Source organism: Pseudomonas sp. MTM4 (genome assembly GCF_019355055.1).
Classification (GTDB): Bacteria; Pseudomonadota; Gammaproteobacteria; order Pseudomonadales; family Pseudomonadaceae; genus Stutzerimonas.
This window is the reverse complement of the sequence record NZ_CP048411.1, coordinates 4,288,806-4,312,281: the sequence shown is the minus strand read 5'-3', so window position 1 is coordinate 4,312,281 and position 23,476 is coordinate 4,288,806. Positions and strand designations below refer to the sequence as shown.

At 59.5% G+C, this 23,476-nt stretch carries 26 protein-coding genes; 5 read left to right on the top strand and 21 right to left on the bottom strand.

Annotated features, from left to right (window positions below; genetic code table 11):
* Positions 1-362: 362 nt before the first annotated feature.
* The 4 genes from GYM54_RS19855 to GYM54_RS19840 all read left to right on the top strand — a co-directional run bounded on the left by GYM54_RS19855 (position 363) and on the right by GYM54_RS19840 (position 3,844).
* Positions 363-1,418 (top strand): NAD(P)-dependent alcohol dehydrogenase, encoded by a 1,056-nt coding sequence (locus GYM54_RS19855; protein WP_219232600.1) that lies wholly within the window; start codon positions 363-365, stop codon positions 1,416-1,418.
* Between the two features lie 117 nt (positions 1,419-1,535).
* Positions 1,536-2,402 carry a carboxylate/amino acid/amine transporter gene (locus GYM54_RS19850; protein ID WP_181101666.1) on the top strand — a complete coding sequence of 289 codons (867 nt, stop codon included), beginning with the start codon at positions 1,536-1,538 and terminating at the stop codon, positions 2,400-2,402.
* Positions 2,403-2,491: 89 nt separating this feature from the next.
* Entirely contained in the window at positions 2,492-3,223 is a 732-nt protein-coding gene (locus GYM54_RS19845; protein ID WP_181101668.1) for an endonuclease, read from the top strand.
* 228 nt (positions 3,224-3,451) lie between these two features.
* Positions 3,452-3,844, top strand: coding sequence for a DUF2784 domain-containing protein (locus tag GYM54_RS19840; protein WP_197445454.1), 393 nt, complete (start codon positions 3,452-3,454; stop codon positions 3,842-3,844).
* On the opposite strand, the gene GYM54_RS19835 is transcribed toward GYM54_RS19840, so the two are convergent.
* Positions 3,841-4,635, bottom strand: a complete 795-nt coding sequence (locus GYM54_RS19835; protein WP_181101672.1) for an amidohydrolase — start codon at positions 4,633-4,635, stop codon at positions 3,841-3,843. The genes GYM54_RS19840 and GYM54_RS19835 overlap by 4 nt on opposite strands.
* Positions 4,623-5,771 (bottom strand): pyridoxal phosphate-dependent aminotransferase, encoded by a 1,149-nt coding sequence (locus GYM54_RS19830; RefSeq protein ID WP_181101674.1) that lies wholly within the window; start codon positions 5,769-5,771, stop codon positions 4,623-4,625. Before GYM54_RS19830 ends, GYM54_RS19835 begins: the two co-directional genes overlap by 13 nt.
* 179 nt (positions 5,772-5,950) lie before the next feature.
* Between GYM54_RS19830 and cysE (GYM54_RS19825) the strand changes: the two genes are divergently transcribed.
* Entirely contained in the window at positions 5,951-6,742 is a 792-nt protein-coding gene (gene cysE / locus GYM54_RS19825) for a serine O-acetyltransferase (protein ID WP_197445455.1), read from the top strand.
* 44 nt (positions 6,743-6,786) lie between these two features.
* On the opposite strand, the gene der is transcribed toward cysE (GYM54_RS19825), so the two are convergent.
* The 19 genes from der to trmJ form a co-directional block, all read right to left on the bottom strand.
* Positions 6,787-8,268 (bottom strand): ribosome biogenesis GTPase Der, encoded by a 1,482-nt coding sequence (der, locus tag GYM54_RS19820; RefSeq protein ID WP_181101678.1) that lies wholly within the window; start codon positions 8,266-8,268, stop codon positions 6,787-6,789.
* A 105-nt stretch (positions 8,269-8,373) separates the two neighbouring features.
* Complete coding sequence (bamB, locus tag GYM54_RS19815) at positions 8,374-9,522, bottom strand: outer membrane protein assembly factor BamB (RefSeq protein ID WP_181101680.1); 1,149 nt, start codon at positions 9,520-9,522, stop codon at positions 8,374-8,376.
* A 4-nt stretch (positions 9,523-9,526) separates the two neighbouring features.
* A complete protein-coding gene (locus GYM54_RS19810) occupies positions 9,527-10,168 on the bottom strand; it encodes a tetratricopeptide repeat protein (protein ID WP_181101682.1) in 642 nt (213 codons plus the stop codon).
* Positions 10,169-10,208: 40 nt separating this feature from the next.
* Positions 10,209-11,492: a histidine--tRNA ligase gene (gene hisS / locus GYM54_RS19805; RefSeq protein ID WP_181101684.1), complete on the bottom strand. Its 1,284-nt coding sequence runs from the start codon at positions 11,490-11,492 to the stop codon at positions 10,209-10,211.
* Between the two features lie 13 nt (positions 11,493-11,505).
* Complete coding sequence (ispG, locus tag GYM54_RS19800) at positions 11,506-12,618, bottom strand: flavodoxin-dependent (E)-4-hydroxy-3-methylbut-2-enyl-diphosphate synthase (RefSeq protein WP_181101686.1); 1,113 nt, start codon at positions 12,616-12,618, stop codon at positions 11,506-11,508.
* Between the two features lie 2 nt (positions 12,619-12,620).
* Positions 12,621-13,613: a RodZ family helix-turn-helix domain-containing protein gene (locus GYM54_RS19795; protein ID WP_181101688.1), complete on the bottom strand. Its 993-nt coding sequence runs from the start codon at positions 13,611-13,613 to the stop codon at positions 12,621-12,623.
* A complete protein-coding gene (pilW, locus tag GYM54_RS19790) occupies positions 13,610-14,368 on the bottom strand; it encodes a type IV pilus biogenesis/stability protein PilW (RefSeq protein ID WP_181101690.1) in 759 nt (252 codons plus the stop codon). The genes GYM54_RS19795 and pilW overlap by 4 nt, the downstream gene beginning before the upstream one ends.
* A 16-nt stretch (positions 14,369-14,384) precedes the next feature.
* Positions 14,385-15,533, bottom strand: coding sequence for a 23S rRNA (adenine(2503)-C(2))-methyltransferase RlmN (gene rlmN, locus GYM54_RS19785; protein WP_131651199.1), 1,149 nt, complete (start codon positions 15,531-15,533; stop codon positions 14,385-14,387).
* A gap of 19 nt (positions 15,534-15,552) precedes the next feature.
* The gene (gene ndk, locus GYM54_RS19780; RefSeq protein WP_021209485.1) at positions 15,553-15,984 is read right to left on the bottom strand and encodes a nucleoside-diphosphate kinase; all 432 of its coding nucleotides are present in this window, start codon (positions 15,982-15,984) and stop codon (positions 15,553-15,555) included.
* A 239-nt stretch (positions 15,985-16,223) separates the two neighbouring features.
* Positions 16,224-16,421 (bottom strand): Fe-S cluster assembly protein IscX, encoded by a 198-nt coding sequence (gene iscX / locus GYM54_RS19775; RefSeq protein WP_197445456.1) that lies wholly within the window; start codon positions 16,419-16,421, stop codon positions 16,224-16,226.
* Between the two features lie 14 nt (positions 16,422-16,435).
* Positions 16,436-16,774: an ISC system 2Fe-2S type ferredoxin gene (gene fdx, locus GYM54_RS19770; protein WP_131651268.1), complete on the bottom strand. Its 339-nt coding sequence runs from the start codon at positions 16,772-16,774 to the stop codon at positions 16,436-16,438.
* A gap of 5 nt (positions 16,775-16,779) precedes the next feature.
* On the bottom strand, positions 16,780-18,642 hold the full coding sequence (gene hscA / locus GYM54_RS19765; RefSeq protein ID WP_197445457.1) for a Fe-S protein assembly chaperone HscA: 1,863 nt from the start codon (positions 18,640-18,642) through the stop codon (positions 16,780-16,782).
* Positions 18,643-18,682: 40 nt separating this feature from the next.
* Positions 18,683-19,204: a co-chaperone HscB gene (hscB, locus tag GYM54_RS19760; protein ID WP_131651196.1), complete on the bottom strand. Its 522-nt coding sequence runs from the start codon at positions 19,202-19,204 to the stop codon at positions 18,683-18,685.
* 7 nt (positions 19,205-19,211) lie between these two features.
* Complete coding sequence (gene iscA / locus GYM54_RS19755; protein ID WP_131651195.1) at positions 19,212-19,535, bottom strand: iron-sulfur cluster assembly protein IscA; 324 nt, start codon at positions 19,533-19,535, stop codon at positions 19,212-19,214.
* A gap of 10 nt (positions 19,536-19,545) precedes the next feature.
* Positions 19,546-19,938 (bottom strand): Fe-S cluster assembly scaffold IscU, encoded by a 393-nt coding sequence (iscU, locus tag GYM54_RS19750; protein WP_045425243.1) that lies wholly within the window; start codon positions 19,936-19,938, stop codon positions 19,546-19,548.
* 41 nt (positions 19,939-19,979) lie between these two features.
* Positions 19,980-21,194 carry an IscS subfamily cysteine desulfurase gene (locus GYM54_RS19745; RefSeq protein ID WP_131651194.1) on the bottom strand — a complete coding sequence of 405 codons (1,215 nt, stop codon included), beginning with the start codon at positions 21,192-21,194 and terminating at the stop codon, positions 19,980-19,982.
* Between the two features lie 30 nt (positions 21,195-21,224).
* Complete coding sequence (gene iscR / locus GYM54_RS19740) at positions 21,225-21,716, bottom strand: Fe-S cluster assembly transcriptional regulator IscR (protein WP_197445458.1); 492 nt, start codon at positions 21,714-21,716, stop codon at positions 21,225-21,227.
* A gap of 181 nt (positions 21,717-21,897) precedes the next feature.
* The gene (cysE, locus tag GYM54_RS19735; protein WP_131651192.1) at positions 21,898-22,674 is read right to left on the bottom strand and encodes a serine O-acetyltransferase; all 777 of its coding nucleotides are present in this window, start codon (positions 22,672-22,674) and stop codon (positions 21,898-21,900) included.
* A complete protein-coding gene (gene trmJ / locus GYM54_RS19730) occupies positions 22,674-23,450 on the bottom strand; it encodes a tRNA (cytosine(32)/uridine(32)-2'-O)-methyltransferase TrmJ (RefSeq protein ID WP_131651191.1) in 777 nt (258 codons plus the stop codon). Before trmJ ends, cysE (GYM54_RS19735) begins: the two co-directional genes overlap by 1 nt.
* Positions 23,451-23,476 lie beyond the last annotated feature (26 nt).

Here is a 23,476-nt window from a genome sequence, read left to right as displayed (position 1 = left end):
CCCCAACGGGCTCGCCACTGCCCACAGAGTGCGCTCCGCGCACCGCATTTATCCGAGCCCAGTGGTGCGCAGAGCGCACCCTACGAGACGCGGGGGTATGGGTGACCGGCGTCGCTATCAAATGCGAGAAGGTTTCGTCCGAACCTCCCCGCCTTCCAACGAACCATAACCGTGCGGCAACCCGCTTCCGTGTATCCAGCTGCTCGTAGGGGGCGCAGAGCGCACCCTATGAAACGTGTCGCTTCGTTGCTTCAATCCTTTCGACAGTAATCTGTCATTCATCGCGAGAATCGTGCAAACGACGTCGCCGCCATCGGTATAAGCTTGGCCTCTAGCCCGGACATGCAAACACAGGAGCCGCCATGAGCAACGCCATCGGTTACGCCGCCCTTGACCCGAGCACACCGCTCGCCCCTCATTCGTTTTCGCGCCGCGCTGTCGGGCCGAACGACGTACAGATCGACATCCTTTACTGCGGTGTCTGCCACTCCGACCTGCACACCGCGCGCAACGAATGGAACAACACCCTTTATCCATCCGTGCCAGGCCACGAGATCATTGGCCGCGTTGCCGCGGTCGGCTCGGCCGTATCGCATTTCAAAGCCGGTGATCTGGCCGGCGTCGGCTGCCTGGTCGACAGCTGCCGTAGCTGCTCGTCCTGCGCCGAAGGGCTGGAGCAGTACTGCGAGAACGGTTTCACCGGCACCTACAACGGGTCGGCGTTCGGCGGCAGCGAGAACACTCTCGGTGGTTATTCGGACGTCATCGTGGTGGACGAAAAATTCGTATTGCGCATTAGCCACACCGATAATCTTGCCGCCGTCGCGCCGCTGTTGTGTGCCGGCATCACCACCTATTCACCGCTACGCCAGTGGAAAGTCGGCCCGGGGCAGAAGGTCGGCGTGGTCGGCCTCGGCGGCCTTGGCCACATGGCGGTGAAAATCGCTAACGCCATGGGCGCAAAGGTCGTGCTGTTCACCACATCGCCGGACAAGCGGGAAGACGCCCTGCGCCTGGGTGCCTCGGAAGTCGTGGTATCGAAAAACAAGGACGAGATGGCTGCGCATCTGAACAGCTTCGACTTCATCCTCAACACCGTGGCCGCACCGCACAACCTCGATGCCTTCATGGCGCTGCTCAAGCGCGATGCCACCATGACCCTGGTGGGTGCACCGGCTTCTCCCCACCCGTCGCCAAACGTCTTCGGGCTGATCTTCAAGCGCCGCCGACTGGCCGGCTCGTTGATCGGCGGTATCGCCGAGACTCAGGAGATGCTGGATTTCTGCGCAGAGCACAGCATCGTTTCGGATATCGAGATGATCCGCATGCAGGACATCAACGAAGCCTACGAGCGCATGCTCAAGAGCGATGTGAAATACCGCTTTGTCATCGACATGGCCTCGCTCAAGTCCGCCTGAGCCTACCGCTGGCGCGCCGGACCCGAGCACGCCAGCCACCGCCACCGAACGCACGCCGGGTCTTCCCTCTTTGCAGCCGAGCCGCTAAGGTCGCCGGCCTTCTGCTGAGGAGCCGGCATGCTTTACCTGATCTTCGTAACCCTGCTCTGGGCGTTTTCTTTCAACCTGATCGGCGCTTATCTGGCCGGCCAGGTGGACAGCTATTTCGCGGTGCTTACCCGCGTGGTTATCGCCGGACTCGTGTTTCTCCCGCTCACCCGTTGGCGCGGCGTTGCGCCGGGCTTCATCGCAGGCGTAACGCTGGTCGGTGCGCTGCAGTTCGGCGTGACCTACCTGTGCCTGTATCTGAGCTTCAACGTCCTGACGGTAGCCGAGGTATTGCTGTTCACGGTCCTCACACCGCTGCACGTCACGCTGATCGACGACGCGCTCAATCGACGCTTCAATCCTTGGGCGCTGCTGGCCGCGGCGGTCGCGGTACTCGGCGCGGGCCTGATCCGCTATGACGGGATTTCCAGCGATTTTCTCGGCGGTTTCCTATTGATGCAATTGGCCAATTTCACCTTCGCCGCCGGGCAGGTTGGCTATAAGCACCTGGCGCAACGCTATCCATCGGATGTCCCGCTCTATCGGCGCTTTGGCTATTTCTTCCTCGGTGCATTGGTAATCGTGCTGCCGGCCTGGCTGCTGTTCGGCGATGCCGACAAATTGCCTGGAACGGCAAACCAATGGGGCGTACTGGTATGGATGGGTGTACTGGCCACGGCGTTAGGTCAATTCTGCTGGAACAAGGGCGCAACCCTGGTGGACGCCGGCACGTTGGCAGTGGTGAACAATCTGGCGGTACCGGTGGGGCTGATTCTGAATCTGTTGATCTGGGGTACGGACACAAATCTGCTGCTACTTGCCATCGGTGGGCTAATCATCCTCGCCTCTCTGTGGATCAATCGGCTGGGTCGACGCAGGCTTAATGCCATCATGTAACTTATTGTTCTATATAGATTTTTCATAGATTGCAGGTAATATGACGCGCCCCGCATGGATGCGACTCTCAGCCAGTCGTCGAGATTCCCATGCGTCGTTACAGCCTGCTTCTGCTTGCCCTTCTTTTATCCACTGTCGTTCATGCCGAAGCGCCGCGAACCTTCTACGCGGCGAAGAAGATCGCTTGGACCATCTATGCTGAGCGACCAGTGGATTTCTATTGCCGCTGCGCCTTCAAAGGCAAGCAGATCGACCTGGCGAGCTGTGGCTACATCCCTCGCAAGCAGCCTAAGCGCGCCGCACGCGTCGAATGGGAACACATCGTTCCCGCTTGGGTGATCGGCCATCAACGTCAATGCTGGCAACAAGGCGGTCGCAAGCGCTGCACCTCGACCGATCCGGTTTTCAGCAAGGCCGAGGCCGATTTGCACAATCTGGTTCCGGTGGTCGGCGAGGTCAACGGAGACCGCAGCAACTACGGCTTCGGCATGCTCAGCGAGAAGCCGAACCAGTACGGCGCGTGCCGGTTCGTGGTTAATTTCAAGCAACGCACCGCGATGCCGCCGGACTATAGCCGTGGCACCATCGCCAGGACCTATCTCTATATGAGCGAACGCTACGGATTGCGTCTGTCGAAACAAGACCGGCGCCTCTTCGACATATGGAATCGCCAGTACCCGGTGAGCGAATGGGAGCGATGGCGTAACAACAGCGTCGCGTGTGTACAGGGCAATGCTAATCGCTATGTCGGCACCGTCGACCTACGTCGCTGTGCGAAGTCGATTTCTCGCTCGGCAACGGTAAGCGGCAAACGAGGCTAGATCAGCGCGGCGTGCGTTAGCCGGAAGCTCGGAAGCTCGGAAGCTCGGAAGCAAGCGTTAGGTTTTGCTGGAGCGAACAGCACGCATATTGCGCGCCGCCACGCGGGCACTGCATTCTCTGGCCTTGTTCGACTGGCGCTGCTCGGTGCGCTGCTACCGGTTCCGTGCTCGCCTCTACAACCATGAGATTGCGTGCCTCAAACATCCGGAAACGGCTGGATAAACGTCATGCTTTATCGATTCGGCGCCGATGCAGTGTTGCTTCTGCACCTGGGCTTCATCATCTTCGTGTTGTTAGGAGGCCTGCTGGTAGCCTGGAGGCGCGGCTTCCTGGTGCTGCATTTGCCGGCGGTAGCATGGGGCATTTTCGTAGAGCTGACGGGCGGCCACTGCCCTTTGACCCATTGGGAGAATCTGCTGCGGCGGCTAGCGGGCAGTGCCGGGTATGAGGCGAGCTTCGTAGAGCATTATTTGCTGCCGTTGATCTACCCGGATTGGTTGAGCGTACCCGTGCAATACCTGCTGGCTGCCGTGGTACTGCTGGCCAATGTGCTGATCTATGGCTGGTTGGTGGCGCGCTGGCGGCGCAGCACCACGAATACGCCGGGCCCGCGCTGCTAGAACTTCAATTCGAACACGTCGCCGTCGTGGTATGCAGGGAATTTCTCTCGGAACGCCGCCAGGTCACGGGCGCGTAATGTCGTACGGAATACGCCATCGGAATCACCCGCTTCCAACAACGGATCGCCTAGATAATCCAGCACTTGGCTGTCGCCGCTATACGGATAGCCATTGCCGTCTTTTCCAACGCGATTCACCGCCGCGACGTAGCAGAGGTTTTCGATGGCGCGCGCCGGAAGCAGCCGATTCCAGGCATTGCGGCGTGCGGCGGGCCAGTTGGCCGTGTACAGCAGCAGATCGGTGTCGCGAGGATCGCGGCTCCACACGGGGAAGCGCAGGTCGTAGCAGATCAAGGGCCGCACACGCCAACCCTTGAGCTCGAATAGCGCCTGCTGGTCGCCAGCGGTGTAGTGCTTGTGCTCGCCAGCCATGCGGAACAGATGGCGTTTGTCGTAGTGCGATATCTCGCCGTTCGGCCGCACCCAGAGCAGACGATTGCGGTGACTGCCGTCCGCGGCCTCGATGATGACACTGCCGGTGATCACCGCGTCCATACGTGCCGCCTGCTCTCGCAGCCAGCTGTAGGTCGGACCTTCTTCCGGCTCGGCCAGCTCCGACGAATTCATCGAGAAGGCCGTGGTGAACATTTCCGGCAACACGATCAGATCGGCACCGCGAGCCTGCTCCAGCAACTCATCGAAGCGCGCATGATTGGCGCTGGCGTCCTGCCAGACGAGTGTGGTCTGGATCAGCGCCAGTTCGAGATCGGGCAAGTCGTTCAGATCGCGCATAGTCGTTCGGCTGCCTGGCGCAGCGTCTCCTCTCGTTTGGCGAAGCAGAAGCGGACCAGCCGCGATTGGGCTGGAGGCGTCTGATAAAAAACCGAAATCGGGATGCTCGCCACGCCGTGTTCACGCGTGAGCCACTCGGCCATGGCGACGTCGTCGAGATCCGGACGAATCGCCGAGTAGTCGACCAACTGGAAATAAGTGCCCGCCGCGCGAGTGAAGCTGAACCGCGAGCCGGCCAGTAGACCGCAGAACAGATCGCGCTTTGCCTGATAAAACGCTGGCAGCTCACTCAGGTGCTCGGGATGGGCGGCCATGAAATCCGCCAATGCCCATTGCAACGGCGTAACGCCGGTAAAGCTGACGTACTGGTGCACTTTGCGTAGTTCGGCGCTCAATCCGGCTGGCGCCACTACGTAACCAGTCTTCCAGCCGGTGACGTGGTAGGTCTTGCCGAAGGAGCTGACGACGAATGCGCGCTGATACAGCTCTTCATGGCGCAGCACACTGGCGTGCTCGCGACCGTCGAATACCAGATGCTCATAGACCTCGTCGCTGAGCAGATAGATATCCCTGTCGCGCATCAACTCGGCCAGACGGTCCAGATCTGCGGCCTCGATCAACGCGCCGCTGGGATTGTGCGGCGTATTCAGCACGATCATGCGGGTACGTGGCGTGATCGTATCGGCCAACTTCTGCCAATCGATGGTGAACTCCGGCAGGCTCAGCGGCTGATGAATGCAGATGCCACCGGCCAGTTCCACAGCCGGCTCGTAGCTGTCGTAGCAGGGATCGAAAACGATGACTTCGTCGCCCGGGCGCACCACCGCGTGAATGGCGCAAAAGATCGCCTGGGTCGCGCCCGGCGTAATGGTGACTTCGCTATCGGCGCACACCTGCCGTCCATACAGACGTGCGACTTTCAACGCCACCTGCTCGCGTAATGCCGGCAAACCGGTCATCGGTGCGTACTGGTTATGTCCGGCCATAACGTGACGAGCCACCGCTTCGCGCAGTGCATCGGGCCCATCGAAATCCGGGAAACCTTGAGACAGATTCAGCGCACCGGTCTGAGCCGCAAGCTGCGACATGGTGGTGAAGATGGTGGTGCCGACGTTGGGCAATTTACTGATGAGCATGACGGGCTTCCAACAGGCCTGCCGTACGGGGCTTCGACAGGGGGCAAACAGCATAGCCGATCAAGGCCGCTCGAGACGAGGGTGTCCAGAATGACAACCTCGGCTGTACAGTTGGTGCGGCCGCGCGCAACGCCAGCCCCACAGCCCGTTGCCTGCTGATACTCACCAAGGAGTTCGCTATGCCTATCCAACCTGCCAGCCATTCCTGGAACGACCTGCGCGACCAGGCCGAACGGGCGCTTAGGAAGGAGCCGATCCTGGAAAGCATTGTTCAGCAGGTCGTGCTCAATCATCCGGATTTCGGCTGCGCACTCGCCTATCGCGTCAGCCGCACGCTGGCAGATACGTCGGAACAAGCGAATGCGCTGTTCGACCGCTTCGCCAGCGAGCATCGAATGGCCCCGCTGCTAGGCGAAATGGCCTGGCGCGACCTGCAGGCGATCGTCAGTCGCGATCCTGCTTTCGACACCGCGCTGGAAGTGCTCCTGTTTTCCAAGGGGTTCCTTTCCCTACAGGCCTACCGTATCGGGCATCGGCTGCATCAACAGGATGAGCGAATGCTGGCGATGTTCATCCAGGCACGCTGCAATGAACGTCTGGGCATCGACATCAATCCGGCCAGCCGGCTGGGCAGCGGAATCATGCTCGACCACGGTACGGGAATCGTCATCGGCGAAACGGCCGAGGTGGGCGACGACGTTTCAATCCTGCAAGGCGTGACGCTGGGCGGTACCGGCAAGGAAAGCGGCGACCGTCATCCGAAGGTGCGCAGCGGAGTGCTGATCGGCGCGGGCGCTAAGATCCTGGGCAATATAGAAATTGGCGAAGGCGCCAAGATCGGTGCGGGCAGCATCGTGCTGCACCCCGTTGCGCCCCACATAACCGTGGTGGGCAACCCGGCTCGCCAGGTTGGCAAGCCGAGGCACGCACGACCAGCCCTGGATATGGACCAGACGTTCGACGAGAGCTAGGGTCTGTTGCCATTTCGTGCGCGACCGCGCCGGAGCCTATGGAATCAGCGCTTCTTGTCCCGACGCTTCTTCTCGGCCTTCTTGTGGTGCGACATGAGGCGGCGCTTCTTGTTTACCTGACGATCGGTGAGGGTGTTTTTCTTGCCCTCGAACGGGTTTTCACCGCCCTTGTATTCGATGCGGATCGGCGTGCCGACCAGCTTCAGAACGCGCCTGTAGGTATTTTCCAGGTAGCGCGTGTAAGACTTGGGAATCGCGTCGACCTGGTTGCCGTGAATAACGATCAGCGGCGGGTTGGCGCCCCCCAAGTGTGCATAGCGCAGCTTGATTCGACGGCCAGCGACCATGGGCGGCGCATGCTCGCGCACGGCATCCTCAAGGATCTGGGTCAGACGGCTGGTGGGCCAGCGAGTAACGGCCGAGGTGAACGAGGCCTGCACAGACTTATATAGATTGCCAACGCCGGTGCCGTGCTTGGCTGAAATGAAGTGGATGTCGGCGAATTCGACGAAAAATAGCCGGCGCTCCAACTCCTTCTTCACGTAATCCTTTTCACCGAGCTCCATGCCGTCCCACTTGTTCAGCGCGATGACCAGGGCACGCCCGCTGTCCAGCACGAAGCCGAGCAGGTTGAGGTCATGCTCGACCACGCCTTCGCGCGCATCCATGACGAAGATCACCACGTTGGCATCCTGGATCGCCTGCAGTGTCTTGACCACGGAGAATTTTTCCACCGCCTCGAAGATCTTGCCACGACGCCGCACGCCTGCGGTGTCGATCAGGGTGTACTTCTCCTCGCCACGCTCGAAGGGAATGTAGATGCTGTCGCGGGTGGTGCCGGCCTGGTCATAGACGATGACCCGCTCTTCGCCAAGCATGCGGTTGACCAGCGTTGATTTGCCGACATTGGGGCGCCCGATGATGGCGATCTTGATGCCGTCCTTTTCGCTCGGCCCGGGAATACGCTTGAGCTCCTCGCCCTCGGCAACCGTCTCGCCCTCACCCTCGTCGCCCTCGGTTTCTTCTGCGTTGTCCTTCGGAAACGCGCCGAGTGCCTGTTCCAGCATATGACTGATACCGCGGCCATGGGCTGCTGCGATCGGCAGCGCATCGCCGAGACCCAGCGGGCTGAACTCGGCCCGTGCGATGTCGGGATCGATGCTGTCGACCTTGTTCACCACCAGGAAGTGGCGCTTGTTCATCCGGCGCAGATGCTCAGCGATCATCTGGTCGCCCGGCGTCATGCCGGCGCGCGCGTCGACCATGAACATCACCGCATCGGCTTCCTCCATGGCTTGCAACGACTGCTCGGCCATCTTGGCATCGATGCCTTCTTCGTCCCCGGTCAGACCACCGGTATCGATAACGATATAGGTGCGGCCCTGCCATTTGGCCTCGCCGTACTGGCGATCCCGGGTCAGACCGGCGTACTCCGCGACGATGGCGTCACGGCTTTTGGTCAGGCGATTGAAAAGGGTGGATTTACCGACGTTCGGGCGGCCCACCAGGGCGATTACGGGAACCATACGGCTCTCCACTGCGATATTTCAGAAAACACGAAGGCCGCTGCAAGGCAGCGGCCGAATATTAAGCGTTCCGCCCAGGCGGAACAGCAGGCTATGACGGGGCGGTCAATCCGCCTGGCGAATGGTCAACGCGACCAGCTTCCCGCCATTGCCGTAGGCATACAGCCAGTCACCCTCGACAACAGGCCGCGCACGCACACCATCGCTATCGATGCGAGTACGCGCCACGAAGCGACCATCGACCTGACTCAGGAAATGCAAATAACCTTCCTTGTCGCCGACCGCCACATAGCTGGAAAATACGGCTGGCGCGGATAGCTGGCGGCGAGCGAGCTCGTCGTTCGTCCAGAGCACCGTAGTCGAACGTTCATCGATTCCGATAACCGAGCCATCAGCCTGACTGAGATAGACGCTACCGTAGCCCATCGCCACACCGGACGAGGTGGAGGTATCCCGCTGCCAGAGTATGCGGCCGCTTTGCAGATCCAGCGCAGCGACGCGCCCTTGGAAGGAGGCGACATACAAGGTTTCGCCTGAAAGCAGGAGGCCGCCGTCGATATCGACGACGCGTTCGAGTTCGGAACGGCCTTGCGGAATAGCTACACGCTGTTCCCAGACCGGCAGACCACGACGAGTATCCAGCGCCACGACTTTGCCGCTGGAAAGCCCGGCGATGGCCAGTTGATTGGTCAGTAGCGGAGCGCCGGTACCGCGAAGAGTCAGCACCGCCGGGGTGCTTTCGTAACTCCAACGCTGCTCACCGGTGTCTATATCCAACGCGATGACGCGGTCATCCTGAGTCTGAACGACCACCACGTCTCCATTGACTGCAGGTGCGGCGAGAATCTCGCTGCTAACCCGACTGCGCCAACGCTCTTCACCGGTCGAGACATCGAGCGCCAGGACTTCGCCGCGCAGGGTGCCTACCAGCACCAAGCCGTAACCAGCACCCACCGCGCCGGAGATCGGCATCTCCAGATCACTTTTCCAGTTGACCTTGCCGGTCATGCGATCCATCGCTACGACGAGCCCTTCGACGTCAGCGGCGAATATCTCGTCACCGTAGACGACAGGTGTTAGCAGATTGTAGGTCTCACCCTGGCCTTCACCGATCGAACGATCCCACTGCTTGCTCAGCTCGATCTCGGCATCGAACTTGACCAGCTCGGCGGGTTCGGGTTCTTTCTTGTCATTGCTGCTGCAACCAGCAGCCAGGACGGCCAAGGTCAGCAGTGCGGCAGTTTTCCAACGCATCAATTCATGCCTCTCCACGAGCCAGGTCGTCCAGTTTCAGCTGCAGACCGCCGATTGCGGCATCTTGTGACAGCACTTCTTTGGCCTTGGTATAGGCAGCATGGGCTTCGTCATATCGCCCCAGCCTGACCAGCAGATCGCCTCGCAACTCTTCACGACTGGCAGCAAATGCTTTCAGAGCCTCGCCTTGCAGCAACGCGAGCCCCTCTTCGGCCTTATCCTGTGCGGCCAGAATGCGAGCGAGGCGCTGGCGGGCCAGTTCTTCGAGCGTCTTGTCGGCGGGCTTGTCTAACACACTCCGCAACTCTGTTGCGGCTTCATCGAGACGGCCGGACTCTACCGCCACTTTGGCTACGAAGAGGCTGCCGTACTGCGCGTACTGCGTGCCGGCAAATTCTTTCTGCAGCAGATTGCCCAGGCGCGAAACTTCGGCGGTATCCACCGCCCCCTCATTCAGCGCGGCATTGAGCAGCTGTTGATAGACGGCCGAGGCGTTATGCGCCTGATTGAGTTGATGCTTTTGCCAGAACTGCCAACCAAACACCAGCACCAGCGCGAGTATGCCTCCCAGTAGCAAAGGCTTGCCGTTACGCTGCCACCAGTCCTTGATTTGCGCCAGCTGTTCTTCTTCGGTACCCGAGGTCACACCGTCACTCCTTTCAATCGCTGAATTCAGACCTGTCCGATCAATCCAGACAGGCAGCCAGACGCTCGGGTAGAGCATCCCAGGCAATGCTTTGTTGTTCGCTGTCGTCGCGCAGCGGCTTGCAACCTACCACGCGCGCGGCCAGTTCGTCGTCACCCAGAATCAGCGCGAAACGTGCCCCGCTCTTGTCAGCCTTCTTGAACTGACTTTTGAAGCTGCCGCCGCCGGCGTTGACCAGCAGGCGAAGACCAGGCAAGGCGTCACGAAGGCGCTCGGCCAGAGCCAGCGCGGCAAGCTCAGCAGGCTCGCCGAACGCGCAGATGAATGCGTGCGCTGGCTGGTTGAGCTCTTCCGGGACCAGCTCAAGCGTTTCCAGCAGCAGCACCAGGCGTTCGATGCCCATTGCAAAGCCCACGCCCGGCGTTGGTTTACCGCCAAACTGGCTGACCAGGCCGTCGTAACGGCCACCCGCACACACCGTGCCTTGCGACCCCAGTTTGTCGGTTACCCACTCGAATACGGTGCGGCCGTAGTAATCCAGGCCACGCACAAGCTTTGGGTTGATCTGATAAGCGATGCCTGCTGCTTCGAGACGGGCCTTGAGCCCTTCGAAATGAACACGAGACTCATCGTCCAGGTAGTCATGCAATGTCGGCGCATCAGCCAGCAAAGCCTGAGTCTGAGCATTCTTGCTATCCAGAATGCGCAAGGGATTACTGGTCAAGCGGCGCTGGCTATCTTCGTCAAGCTGTTCGAAATGCTGCTGCAGGTAGGCGACCAAAGCATCACGATAGGTCGCGCGCGCCTCGCTGGAGCCTAGGCTGTTCAGCTGCAGCGTGACCGCGTCGGACATGCCGAGCTTCTTCCACAGTCGGGCCGTGAGTACGATCAATTCGGCATCGACGTCGGGGCCGGGCTGATTGAATACCTCCACGCCAATCTGGTGGAACTGACGATAGCGGCCCTTCTGCGGCTTCTCATAACGGAACATCGGACCGGCATACCAGAGTTTCTGCACCTGACCGCCACCGGTCATGCCATGTTCGAGCACGGCGCGGACGCAGCCGGCCGTGCCCTCGGGGCGCAGGGTCAGCGACTCTTCGTTACGATCGAGGAAGGTGTACATCTCCTTATCGACCACATCGGTTCCTTCACCGATGCCACGGGCGAACAGGTCGGTGAACTCGAGGATGGGCAGGCGGATCTCGCTGTAACCATAGCTGTCCAGCAGACGCGCAAAAGTCGATTCCAGATAGCGCCACACCGGCGTCTGCGCCGGCAGAATATCGTTCATGCCACGAATGGCTTGCAGGGACTTGCTCAATTCGGTTCCTTAATCAGCCACGAACAATCAGCGCGGCGTCAGCCTCGGCCTTCTCGCTGGCCTTGCGACGAATCAGCTGTTCCAACTCGTCGACCAGATTTTCGTTGTTCAGCTTCTGCGCCGGCTTGCCGTCGATGTAGATGAGGTTATTGGGCGTGCCGCCGGTCAGACCGATATGCGCTTCCTTGGCTTCTCCGGGACCGTTCACGACGCAACCGATCACCGCCACATCCATCGGCACCAGTAAATCGTCCAACCGCCCTTCGAGTTCGTTCATGGTCTTGACCACATCGAAGTTCTGCCGCGAGCAGCTCGGGCAGGCGATGAAGTTGATGCCACGCGAGCGCAGACGTAACGATTTGAGGATATCGAAACCGACCTTGATTTCTTCCACCGGGTCGGCCGCAAGCGAAATACGGATGGTGTCGCCGATGCCCTCGGCCAGCAGCATGCCCAGCCCTACCGCAGACTTCACCGTCCCGGAGCGCAAGCCACCAGCTTCGGTGATGCCCAGATGCAGCGGCTGCTCGATCTTGTCTGCCAGCAGCCGGTACGCGGCAACGGCCATGAACACATCGGAAGCCTTTACGCTGACCTTGAAGTCTGGGAAGTTCAGCCGGTCGAGGTGCTCGACATGGCGCAAAGCCGATTCCACCAACGCCTCGGGTGTCGGCTCGCCGTATTTTTTCTGCAGATCTTTTTCCAGCGACCCGGCATTAACGCCAATGCGGATCGGGATTCCGCGGTCGCGTGCGGCTTCGACCACGGCCCGCACACGATCTTCCCGACCGATGTTGCCGGGGTTGATGCGCAGACAATCGACGCCAAGCTCAGCCACACGCAGGGCAATCTGATAGTCGAAATGGATGTCGGCCACCAGCGGCAAACCGACGCGCAGCTTGATCTTGCCGAACGCCTCAGCCGCATCCATCGAGGGCACCGAGACCCGAACGATGTCCGCACCTGCATCCTGCAGCCGCTGGATCTGCGCGACAGTCGCGTCGACGTCGCAGGTTTCGGTATTGGTCATGCTCTGCACGGCGATAGGCGCATCGCCACCGACCGGTACGCTGCCAACCCAAATCTTTCGGGTGTGGCGGCGCTTGATGGGGGATTCACTGTGCATAATTACTGTCCGAGCTTGAGTCGCGCGGTCTCGCCACGCGTTTTGCCAGAAAGATTGACGGCTTCCCCGTTGAAGCTGACTTGCACACCGGAGGCAAAGCCCAGGTGCAGGTCCAGCGGGGTCTCGCCAACCAAAGTGCGACTGCTGCCAGCCTTTTCCAACCCGCTGTAAAGCACCTTGCCGTTCGCATCGGTTACTCGGGTCCAGCAGTCAGCGGTGTACTCAAGCGTCAGGCGACCTTCTCCCGGCACGATCGGCTCCGCTTCGGCCACTGGAGCCACTGCAACATCGGCTGGTGGGGCGGGCGCGGCGGATACCTCAGCGGAAGAAACCGGCTCGCCCTGCTCCGCAGGCGCTTCAATAGGCATCTCGGCTGCCGGCTGTTCGTCCGACGACAGGGTTACAGTTTCAGAGCTCTGCCCTTGGTCACTCACCGTAGGCGGCACTGAATCAGTCGGCTCGTCGATAGCAAGCTCAGCCGGATCCTCGGCTCGATCCAGCAAATGAATCTCAGTGGTACCGTCGGCCGCCTCGACCTCGATCCGCTCCAGTGCCGTGACCGATGGGCCCGACTCGTTACGAGCCGATCGGTCCTGCCACCAAAAAAAAGCGCCAGCGCCAATAACAAGCGTCAGAAGAAACGTGAAGAAGCGCACCATGCTGCGCGACAAGCGCACGGGCTGATCAATATGACCCAGGCTGTTGACGCTGCTACCACTCGCATCCGTACCAGTATGCTGATCGAACTGCTGCACTAACAGAGCCTGATCCAGCCCCAGGAGCTTGGCATATGCCCGAACGTAGCCGCGCGCAAAAGTATGGCCAGGCAGCTGACTGAAATCACCGGCCTCGATCTGGATGAGCGAGCGCTCCGACAGATTGAGCTGTTTCGCCACCGAAGAAATCGACCAGTCCTTGCTTTCCCGCGCGGCGCGGAGCGTCTCGCCTGGGTTGGCCAGTGTCGGGGCAGCGGCTTCTGAATGTGGCGCTATCATCGTTGCTCCGAAAGAAACTGTTGATATTCAGGCGTACCTGGGTACAGGCGCTTGAGTTGCAGGCCGAGGCTTGCTGCTTGGTCCCGGTCCTGATGAATCCTTGCCAGACGAATACCCAGCAGCAAACTGCGGGCGTTCTGCTCGGAAAGACTACTGAATCCATCGTAATAACGTTTTGCCGGCACGTACTGCTGGGCCTCGTAGGCCAATAGTGCAAGTTCGAGAAGAGCCCGTGGCTGACGGCTGTCGAGGCGAAGAGCGCGGGTGAAATAGGCTTCGGCCTGCTCGCGCTGGCCGAGTTTCAGCGCAGTCATGCCCATGTTCTGGAAGACATGCGAGCGCTCGGGATAGAGGTTATCCTCGGACGCTTTCGCAAAACGCTCCATGGCTTCTTGATAACGTTTCTGCTCGAACAGGAAACTGCCGTAGTTGTTCAAGATACGTGCATCGTTGCGGCTGGATAGTGCCTTACGGTAATGCTCGTCGGCCAACTGGTATTCCATCTCGTTCTGAAATACGAGAGCCAGCGCCGCATGGGCGTCCGCACTACCTGGATCCAGCTCGAGCGCCTTGCGCAGCGGCGTCTTGGCACGCGAGCCCTCACCTTGCTGCAAATAGCCGATGCCAAGCTGAATATAGGCATCTCGCGCTTCGTTACGCCCTTCAGAGGTTTGCAACGGATTACCCGTCCCGGAAGATACACAGCCAGCCATGAAGCCGGCAAAGACAAGCAGCAGCGCAACGCGCACGGTCATCAGCAATATCCCCTCCTCAGGAACGGTTGGAAGCAACGGACGCCGTCACTGGCTCGGATTGCAACTCACGCACCGCGATATAGCGCTCGCTACGACGCGTCCGATCCATCACCTGACCCACCAGCTGGCCGCAGGCTGCATCGATATCCTCGCCGCGAGTGGTACGCACCGTTACATTGTGCCCAGCTTTATGCAGGATGTCCTGGAAACGGCGGATGGCGTTGTTGCTCGGCCTCTCATATCCGGAATGCGGGAAGGGGTTGAAAGGGATCAAATTGATCTTGCAGGGGATTTTCGCCAGCAACGCGATCATTTGCTCGGCATGCTCGGGCTGATCGTTGACACCTTGCAAAAGCGTGTACTCGATGGTGAGCACGCGCTTCTCGCCCAGATTCGAGATATAGCGCTGGCAAGCAGCAAGCAGCATCTCCAATGGGTACTTCTTGTTGATAGGCACCAACTGGTCACGCAGCGCGTCGTTCGGCGCATGCAGCGACAGTGCCAGCGACACGTCGATGACTTTGGAGAGTTCATCGATCATCGGTACGACACCGGATGTCGAGAGCGTCACCTTGCGCTTGGAAATGCCATATCCCAGGTCATCCATCATGATCTGCATGGCGGCGACGACGTTGTCGAAGTTCAGCAAAGGCTCGCCCATGCCCATCATCACCACGTTAGTGATGGCGCGATCGACTTTCGCCGGTATGGTGCCGAACGACTTGTTAGCAATCCACACCTGACCGATCACCTCGGCTGCCGTGAGGTTGCTGTTGAAACCTTGTTTGCCGGTAGAGCAGAAACTGCAGTCCAGCGCGCAACCAGCCTGCGAAGAAACGCACAGCGTGCCCCGCCCGTTCTGCGGAATGTATACGGTTTCGACACAACTGCCCGAGGCGACGCGAACCACCCATTTGCGGGTGCCATCGCTGGAAATATCCTCGCTGACGATTTCCGGGCCGCGTATCTCGGCAGAGGCCTTGAGCTTTTCGCGCAAGGCCTTGCCGATATTGCTCATGGCGTCGAAATCATCGACGCCAAAGTGGTGAATCCACTTCATGACCTGACCGGCACGAAAGCGCTTCTCCCCTATTGAATCGAAGAAGCTTTCCAACTGAGGCTGGGTCAGCCCCAGCAGGTTTACTTTACCGGTCGTAACAGTCATTGAATTCACCTTCGCCTGATCAGCGAATGCGGGCGCACACTTCGGTGGCGGAGAAGAAGTAAGCGATTTCGCGCGCAGCAGAGGCTTCGGAATCGGAACCGTGAACAGCATTTTCGTCGATGGAAACAGCGAAATCGGCGCGAATAGTGCCCGGAGCGGCTTCCTTCGGGTTGGTGGCACCCATCAGCTCACGGTTCTTGGCGATGGCGTCTTCACCTTCCAGCACCTGAACGATGACCGGACCGGAAACCATGAAAGCGACCAGATCCTTGAAGAAGCCACGCTCACTGTGCTCGGCATAGAAACCGCCAGCTTCACGCTCGGACAGTTGGACCATCTTCGAAGCGACGACGCGCAGACCAGCCTTCTCAAAACGGGAGGTGATTTCACCGATTACGTTCTTCGCGACAGCGTCAGGCTTGATGATGGAAAAAGTGCGTTGCAGGGCCATTTGAAAACTCCAGAAATCGACAGGTTAAAGCAAACGAGTAAACCCGCGAATTATACGCGGGTCGGGAAGGAAAATATAAGAGCAGCCGGGGAGCTGAAGACGATAACAGCGCTGGAAGTTTGAATGCCAAACGGACGTCTTAAGCACCGCAGGGTGGGCTTCAGCCCAGCAGAGCCCTCTCGACGTCGATGCCGGCGGGTGGAGCCTACCTTACCCAAAACTTGCAGCTCGCCGCTGATCTAGATTTCTTCGATCCAGGCAGCCTGGATGGCTTCGAGCACTTTCTCGCCACCGCGATTCGGATCGTCCGAGAAATCTGGCAGCTCAACCACCCAACGATGCAGCTCGACGAAATTCACATAGCGAGGATCTACATCCGGTTTGCATTCGGCCAGTTCGATTGCGATGTTCAGCACATCGGCCCATTTAAGCGCCATGGTTCACCTCGCCCTCAATGGCCTTCGGAAACTTGATTGATGGTGTACTTCGGAATCTCGACCACCAGATCGGCATCCGTAACGGCCGCCTGACAGGACAGCCGGGAGTTGGGCTCGAGCCCCCAGGCCTTGTCCAGCATGTCGTCTTCCAGCTCATCGGAAGCTTCCAGCGAGGCAAATCCTTCACGGATCACAACGTGGCAGGTGGTACATGCACAGGATTTTTCACAGGCATGCTCAATATCGATACCGTTTCGCAGCGCGGCATCGAGCACCGTTTCACCGGGCTGCGCATCCACTACAGCCCCTTCCGGACAGTGGTCAGCATGGGGCAGGAAAACAATCTGCGGCATCTGGGTCATTCCTCGATATCGTTAAGCCGCCGTCCAGCCAGTGCAGCCTTGACGGTGGAATCTAGCCTGCGCGCGGCAAAGGCATCGGTAATCTGGCTCAGGCGCTTGATTTGACGCTCGATGGCAACGCCGTCGTGACCATCAAGCAGCTCACGCAGCGCATGCATCTGCGATTCGATCGCGACGCGTTCCTCATCGCTGAGCAAACGCTCGCCATCTACAGCCAAGGCAGAGTCGACCGCCTCGAGCAGCCGCTGCGCATCGACCAGCTGTTCACGTAGCGCCCGAGCAGCCTTGTCTTCGCCGGCCTTGTTAAAAGAATCTTCCAGCATGCGGGTGATTTCGCCATCGGTCAGCCCATACGAGGGCTTCACCTGAATGCTCGACTCGACGCCGGATGCCAATTCACGAGCCGATACGCTGAGCAACCCGTCGGCATCGACCTGAAAGGTAACGCGAATCTTCGCCGCGCCCGCCACCATCGAAGGTATGCCACGCAACTCGAAGCGAGCCAGCGAGCGGCAGTCGGCGATAAGCTCGCGCTCGCCTTGCAGCACGTGGATCATCATGGCCGACTGACCATCCTTGTAGGTGGTGAACTCCTGCGCACGTGCAACCGGAATCGTGGTGTTGCGCGGGATGATCTTCTCCATCAGACCGCCCATGGTCTCCAGCCCCAGAGACAACGGGATCACGTCGAGCAGCAGAAGCTCCTCTCCATCACGATTGTTGCCTGCAAGGGTTTCGGCCTGGATCGCCGCGCCGATGGCAACGACCTGATCGGGATCGATATCGGTCAGAGGATCTCGACCGAACATCTCGCCAACCCGTTCACGAACTCTCGGCACCCGAGTGGAGCCGCCGACCATTACCACCGCATGAACATCTTCCAACTCGACAGCCGAATCCCGTAGCGCGCGCCGGCAGGACTTGAGGCTGCGAGCAATCATCGGATCGATGAGCTCGTTGAAGGTCGCGCGCGTCAGAACGCCCTGCCAACCGCCATAACGCACCTCGACGGACTCGGCATCGCTGAGCCGCTCCTTGGTATCACAGGCGATTTTCAATACTGCGCGCTGCGCGCCTGGATCGAGATCCTCGGATGCCCCCGCCTGGGCGAGAATCCAGCCGGCGATCGCATGGTCGAAGTCATCACCGCCAAGTGCGGTATCGCCCCCGGTCGCCAGCACCTCGAACACACCTTTCGTTAGGCGCAGAATTGAGATATCGAAGGTTCCGCCACCCAGATCATAGATAGCCACGACGCCCTCGGCCTCGCGATCAAGACCATAAGCAACGGCTGCGGCGGTCGGCTCGTTGAGTAGACGCAGCACATTGAGATTGGCCAGCCGCGCGGCGTCCTTGGTGGCTTGCCGTTGCGCATCATCGAAATACGCAGGAACAGTGACCACAGCACCAACTAGCTCACCACCCAGCACGGCCTCAGCGCGCTCGCGCAAGGTGCGAAGAATTTCGGCAGATACCTCAACCGGACTCTTGGCGCCCTGTACCGTCTCGATAAAAGGCATTTGCGATTGCCCTTCGCTGAACTGATAAGGCAGTTGCTCACCCAGCTGCTTTACATCGCCGATACCGCGACCCAACAGACGTTTGACCGACACAACGGTATTCAATGGGTCACTGGCGGCTGCGCTCTTAGCAGCACGTCCCACCTCAACGTGGTCAGCGTGATAACGCACCGCGGACGGAAGAATCACCTCACCGTCGGCATCGGCCAGCGGCGCCGTAACGCCACTACGCAGGGCCGCGACGAGTGAATTGGTAGTTCCGAGATCGATACCAACCGCCAGGCGGCGCTGGTGAGGCTGCGGGCTTTGTCCGGGTTCAGCTATCTGAAGTAAGGCCATGTCTGTCTGATATCGGGCGCAGCGCTGGCGCTACGCGGGGTTAATCGTCGAGGCGCTCTTCCAACTGGCGCACTTCATGTGCCAGCTTGTCGAGAAACTGCATTCGGCGCACCAGCCGTTCCGCCTCCTCGCGCTGCGATTCATCCCGCCATATATGGGCGAACGAATCATTGAGATCCTGCTGAACGGCTTTCAGGCGAGCCTTGAAGGAAACGACGCCGTCGAGATTCCCATCGTCATACAACTCTTCGAGCTCTTCACGCCACTGCATCTGCTGCATCAGAAAGGCAGGATCCTGGACGGTAGCCTCAAGCGGCATATCCCGCCCCTGCAGCGTTAGCAGATAACGGGCCCGCCGGGACGGGCTTTTCAACGTTTGAAAAGCCTCGTTGAGATTCGCCGAGCGCTCTATGGCGTGACGCTGCTCTCTCTCGCCAGCGTCAGCGAACCGATCCGGATGAACCTTGCGTGCAAGCTCGCGATAACGGGACGAGAGCGCCTCGATATCAATATCGAAAGCCGGCTGCAGCTCGAACAGCGCGTAGTGACAGGGAGTTCCCACAGCGTCCTCAGATGTTGAAGCTCTCGCCGCAGCCGCATTCGCCGCGCACGTTGGGGTTATTGAACTTGAAGCCCTCGTTCAGGCCTTCCCGAACGAAGTCGAGTTCAGTGCCATCGAGGTACACGAGGCTTTTCGGATCGATGATGACCTTCACGCCGTGACTGTCGAACACCGAGTCCTCTACCGCCGCCTCGTCAACGAACTCAAGCACGTAGGCCAGACCGGAACACCCGGTGGTGCGCACACCCAATCGGACGCCCAGCCCTTTGCCGCGCCCCTCGAGGGAGCGACGTACGTGATTGGCAGCAGCGGCTGTCATGCTGATAGCCATCGATACCTCCTTAGGCCTGTGGCAACCCTTTTTTCTCGCGATAGTCGCGAACGGCGGCCTTGATGGCATCTTCCGCCAGGACCGAGCAGTGGATTTTCACCGGCGGCAGCGCCAGCTCTTCGGCCAGCTGAGTGTTCTTGATGGTTTCAGCTTCTTCCAGGGTTTTGCCCTTCATCCACTCGGTAGCCAGCGAGCTGGAAGCGATGGCCGAACCACAGCCATAGGTCTTGAACTTGGCATCTTCAATGACGCCCTGCTCGTTGACCTTGATCTGCAGGCGCATCACGTCGCCGCATGCCGGCGCACCGACCATGCCGGTACCGATGGATGGATCCTCAGCGTCGAATTTGCCGACATTGCGAGGGTTTTCATAATGGTCGATGACCTTGTCACTGTATGCCATGGTGCAATCCTCTTTGATCAGGCTATGCGGAGCTCGGTGAATCAGTGGGCAGCCCACTCGACTTTCGAGATATCGACGCCGTCTTTGAACATGTCCCACAGGGGCGAAAGCTCACGCAACTTGATAACCGCCTCGCTGACTTTCCGCGCGGCGTAGTCGACTTCTTCTTCAGTAGTGAAGCGGCCGAAAGTAAAACGGATCGAGCTGTGCGCAAGTTCGTCGTTGCGGCCCAGCGCGCGGAGCACATAAGACGGCTCCAGTGAGGCAGAGGTACAGGCAGAGCCGGAGGAAACCGCCAGATCCTTGAGCGCCATGATCAGCGACTCGCCCTCGACATAGTTGAAACTCAGATTCAGGTTGTGCGGAACCCGCGCCGTCATGCTGCCGTTTACATACAGCTCTTCCAGGTGTTCGACCTGCTTGAAGAAGCGGTCACGCAACTGAGTGATGCGCTCGTTCTCGGCAGCCATTTCCTCTTTAGCAATGCGGAACGCCTCGCCCATGCCCACCGACTGATGCGCTGCCAGCGTGCCCGAGCGCATGCCGCGCTCATGGCCACCACCATGCATCTGCGCTTCGAGGCGCACACGTGGCTTGCGGCGAACATAGAGCGCACCGACACCTTTGGGGCCGTAGGTCTTGTGTGCGGAGAAGGACATCAGGTCGACCTTCATCTTCTCTAGGTCGATTTCCACCTTGCCGGTGGACTGAGCGGCGTCGACATGGAACAGCACACCGCGCGAGCGGGTGAGTTCACCGATCGCAGCAATGTCGTTGATCGTTCCGATCTCGTTGTTCACGTGCATGATGGAAACCAACACGGTGTCATCACGCAGGGCTGCCTCGACCATTGTCGGGGTGATCACACCGTCTTCGCCTGGCTCGATGTAGGTCACTTCGAAGCCTTCACGCTCAAGCTGGCGGGTCGTATCCAAAACGGCCTTGTGCTCGATCTTGCTGGTGATGATGTGCTTGCCTTTGGAGGCATAGAAATGCGCGACGCCTTTGATCGCCAGGTTGTCAGATTCGGTGGCACCCGAAGTCCAGACGATTTCGCGAGGGTCCGCATTGACTAGCTCGGCGACTTGGCGGCGAGCGTTCTCCACAGCCTCCTCGGCTTTCCAGCCAAAGGCATGGGAGCGTGACGCCGGGTTGCCGAAGTTACCTTCAGCAGTGAGGCACTCGACCATTTTCTCGGCAACGCGAGGATCGACCGGTGTGGTAGCGGAATAATCAAGGTAAATCGGCAACTTCATCAGGTATCTCCTATCAGGCAGTCGTCCTGCTCAATCGACGGCGGACGCTTCAATCTTATCCAGTTGCGAAATCTGGCCTTTGGCGCGCCGCATATCCTGGCGCAGAGCCACTTCCTGAACCTCGCGACGCATTACCAGATCCGCCAGACTGATGCCGCTTAGAAACTCGTGGATCTGCTGACTCAAATCGCACCACAGATGGTGGGTCAGACAGGTATCACCCGAATGACAGTCACCCAGCCCCTGGCAGCGCGTGGCATCGACCGACTCGTTGACTGCGTCGATGACTTGCGCAACCTGAATACCGGCCATTTCACGGGAAAGTTGATAACCGCCACCCGGCCCCCGAACGCTGGTAACTAGACTGCCACGGCGCAGTTTGGCGAATAGCTGTTCAAGGTAGGAGAGCGAGATGCCCTGCCGCTCGGATATATCGGCAAGAGACACCGGCCCATGCTGCGCATGCAGCGCCAGATCGAGCATCGCAGTGACGGCGTAACGGCCTTTGGTAGTCAATCGCATCGGTTTGCACCAAGCATCATGGTTTGGCGCAAGTATGCAATACCCGACTATTTAGATCAACTATAAGACCTATTAAACCACTCGGACTTTAGCTGCTGAGCAGAAGCGGCGGCCGGAACGCAGCACCCCATCAGCAAAGGCGCCCATTATAACAGCGCGCCCCGTCTATCGCACCCAACCCTCAGGGGCGAGCCTCATCGCCAGCATCCTTAACCTCAGCGAAATCCTCTTCACGCAGCTCGGGCATCTGCTTGGCGCAATAGTCGCTGCCTAGCGCAGTCAGCGCCTGACACATACCTTCCATGCGCTCTTCGACAGCCTGGACGTGATCGAGCAACTGGCCAATGGCGCGCGCCACGGGGTCTGGCATATCTTCTGTCACCCCGTAAGCATCGAAGCCGATCTTCTCGGCAATCGCCTTGCGCTTGGCTTCTTGCTCTTCATCCGACTTGACGATCACGCGCCCCGGAATGCCGACCGCGGTAGCACCCGCCGGAACCGCGCGGGTGACCACCGCGTTGGAGCCGACCTTGGCGCCAGCACCTACTGTAAACGGGCCGAGAATCTTCGCCCCTGCTCCAACAATCACACCGTCTTCGAGCGTAGGGTGGCGCTTGCCCTTGTTCCAGCTAGTCCCACCCAACGTGACACCATGATAGAGCGTCACGTCATTACCGATCTGCGCAGTCTCGCCAATCACGATACCCATCCCATGATCGATAAAAAAACGCCGACCGATATGCGCCCCCGGATGGATCTCGATACCCGTCAGCCACCGCGCCAGGTTTGAGTTCACTCGCGCCAGCCACTTGCAATCCTTCATCCACAACCAATGCGAAACCCGATGAAACCAGACAGCGTGCAGCCCCGGATAACAAGTGATGACCTCGAATGCGTTACGCGCCGCCGGATCGCGATGAAAAACGCTCTGGATATCTTCGCGCATGCGTTCGAACATCAATCAGATCTCCGCTTGTGGGGTTCGCCGCGGACAGCCTTCTGGGTTTCGGTCAGAATCCCGCGCAGGATGTTCATTTCGAGTTTGCTGATGCCGCTACGCCCGTAAAGCCTGCGCAAACGCGGCATAAGGTGACGAGGCTTCTCCGGGTCGAGAAAGCCGATATCGATCAAGGTCTGCTCGAGATGCCCGTAATAGTGCTCAAGCTCGTCAGCGGTCACGGGCTGCGCATTGAGCATCGATGTGGTTTCGAGCTTCTCCTGCTTGCTTGGCTGGCCGTTCGCCGCAAGCCAGGCCATACGCACCTCGTAAGCCAGCACCTGCACCGCCGCGGCCAAGTTCAGCGAACTGAAATCAGGATCGGACGGGATATGCACATGGTACTGACAGCGCTGAAGCTCTTCGTTGGTGAGACCGGCATATTCGCGGCCGAATACCAATGCGACCTCACCGCCGCGCTCGATTTGCTCCAGGCAAACTGAACCGGTCTCGCGCGGATCCAACAGCGGCCAGGGTATTCGGCGATCACGCGCACTGGTCCCCAGCACCAGGCTGCAGCCCACCAACGCCTCTTCGAGCGTCGCCACGACCTGCGCCGAATCGAGAATATCCGTTGCACCCGACGCCCGGGCAATAGCGTTCGGACTGGGAAAATCCTCCGGATCCACCAGAACCAGACGGGACAAACCCATATTTTTCATAGCCCTGGCCGCGCCACCGATATTGCCGGCATGACTCGTATTGACCAGCACCACACGAATGTTCTGAAGCGACACAGTTATTCTCGACCAAAAAGCGGACC

Excerpts from the sequence above, each read along its gene's own strand:
- GYM54_RS19855 (WP_219232600.1), top strand. The coding sequence starts at position 363 with ATGAGCAACGCCATCGGTTACGCCGCCCTTGACCCGAGCACACCGCTC.
- GYM54_RS19850 (WP_181101666.1), top strand. The coding sequence starts at position 1,536 with ATGCTTTACCTGATCTTCGTAACCCTGCTCTGGGCGTTTTCTTTCAAC.
- GYM54_RS19845 (WP_181101668.1), top strand. The coding sequence starts at position 2,492 with ATGCGTCGTTACAGCCTGCTTCTGCTTGCCCTTCTTTTATCCACTGTC.
- GYM54_RS19840 (WP_197445454.1), top strand. The coding sequence starts at position 3,452 with ATGCTTTATCGATTCGGCGCCGATGCAGTGTTGCTTCTGCACCTGGGC.
- GYM54_RS19835 (WP_181101672.1), bottom strand. The coding sequence starts at position 4,635 with ATGCGCGATCTGAACGACTTGCCCGATCTCGAACTGGCGCTGATCCAG.
- GYM54_RS19830 (WP_181101674.1), bottom strand. The coding sequence starts at position 5,771 with ATGCTCATCAGTAAATTGCCCAACGTCGGCACCACCATCTTCACCACC.
- cysE (WP_197445455.1), top strand. The coding sequence starts at position 5,951 with ATGCCTATCCAACCTGCCAGCCATTCCTGGAACGACCTGCGCGACCAG.
- der (WP_181101678.1), bottom strand. The coding sequence starts at position 8,268 with ATGGTTCCCGTAATCGCCCTGGTGGGCCGCCCGAACGTCGGTAAATCC.
- bamB (WP_181101680.1), bottom strand. The coding sequence starts at position 9,522 with ATGCGTTGGAAAACTGCCGCACTGCTGACCTTGGCCGTCCTGGCTGCT.
- ispG (WP_181101686.1), bottom strand. The coding sequence starts at position 12,618 with ATGCACAGTGAATCCCCCATCAAGCGCCGCCACACCCGAAAGATTTGG.
- GYM54_RS19795 (WP_181101688.1), bottom strand. The coding sequence starts at position 13,613 with ATGATAGCGCCACATTCAGAAGCCGCTGCCCCGACACTGGCCAACCCA.
- pilW (WP_181101690.1), bottom strand. The coding sequence starts at position 14,368 with ATGACCGTGCGCGTTGCGCTGCTGCTTGTCTTTGCCGGCTTCATGGCT.
- rlmN (WP_131651199.1), bottom strand. The coding sequence starts at position 15,533 with ATGACTGTTACGACCGGTAAAGTAAACCTGCTGGGGCTGACCCAGCCT.
- ndk (WP_021209485.1), bottom strand. The coding sequence starts at position 15,984 with ATGGCCCTGCAACGCACTTTTTCCATCATCAAGCCTGACGCTGTCGCG.
- iscX (WP_197445456.1), bottom strand. The coding sequence starts at position 16,421 with ATGGCGCTTAAATGGGCCGATGTGCTGAACATCGCAATCGAACTGGCC.
- fdx (WP_131651268.1), bottom strand. The coding sequence starts at position 16,774 with ATGCCGCAGATTGTTTTCCTGCCCCATGCTGACCACTGTCCGGAAGGG.
- hscA (WP_197445457.1), bottom strand. The coding sequence starts at position 18,642 with ATGGCCTTACTTCAGATAGCTGAACCCGGACAAAGCCCGCAGCCTCAC.
- iscA (WP_131651195.1), bottom strand. The coding sequence starts at position 19,535 with ATGGCTATCAGCATGACAGCCGCTGCTGCCAATCACGTACGTCGCTCC.
- iscU (WP_045425243.1), bottom strand. The coding sequence starts at position 19,938 with ATGGCATACAGTGACAAGGTCATCGACCATTATGAAAACCCTCGCAAT.
- GYM54_RS19745 (WP_131651194.1), bottom strand. The coding sequence starts at position 21,194 with ATGAAGTTGCCGATTTACCTTGATTATTCCGCTACCACACCGGTCGAT.
- iscR (WP_197445458.1), bottom strand. The coding sequence starts at position 21,716 with ATGCGATTGACTACCAAAGGCCGTTACGCCGTCACTGCGATGCTCGAT.
- cysE (WP_131651192.1), bottom strand. The coding sequence starts at position 22,674 with ATGTTCGAACGCATGCGCGAAGATATCCAGAGCGTTTTTCATCGCGAT.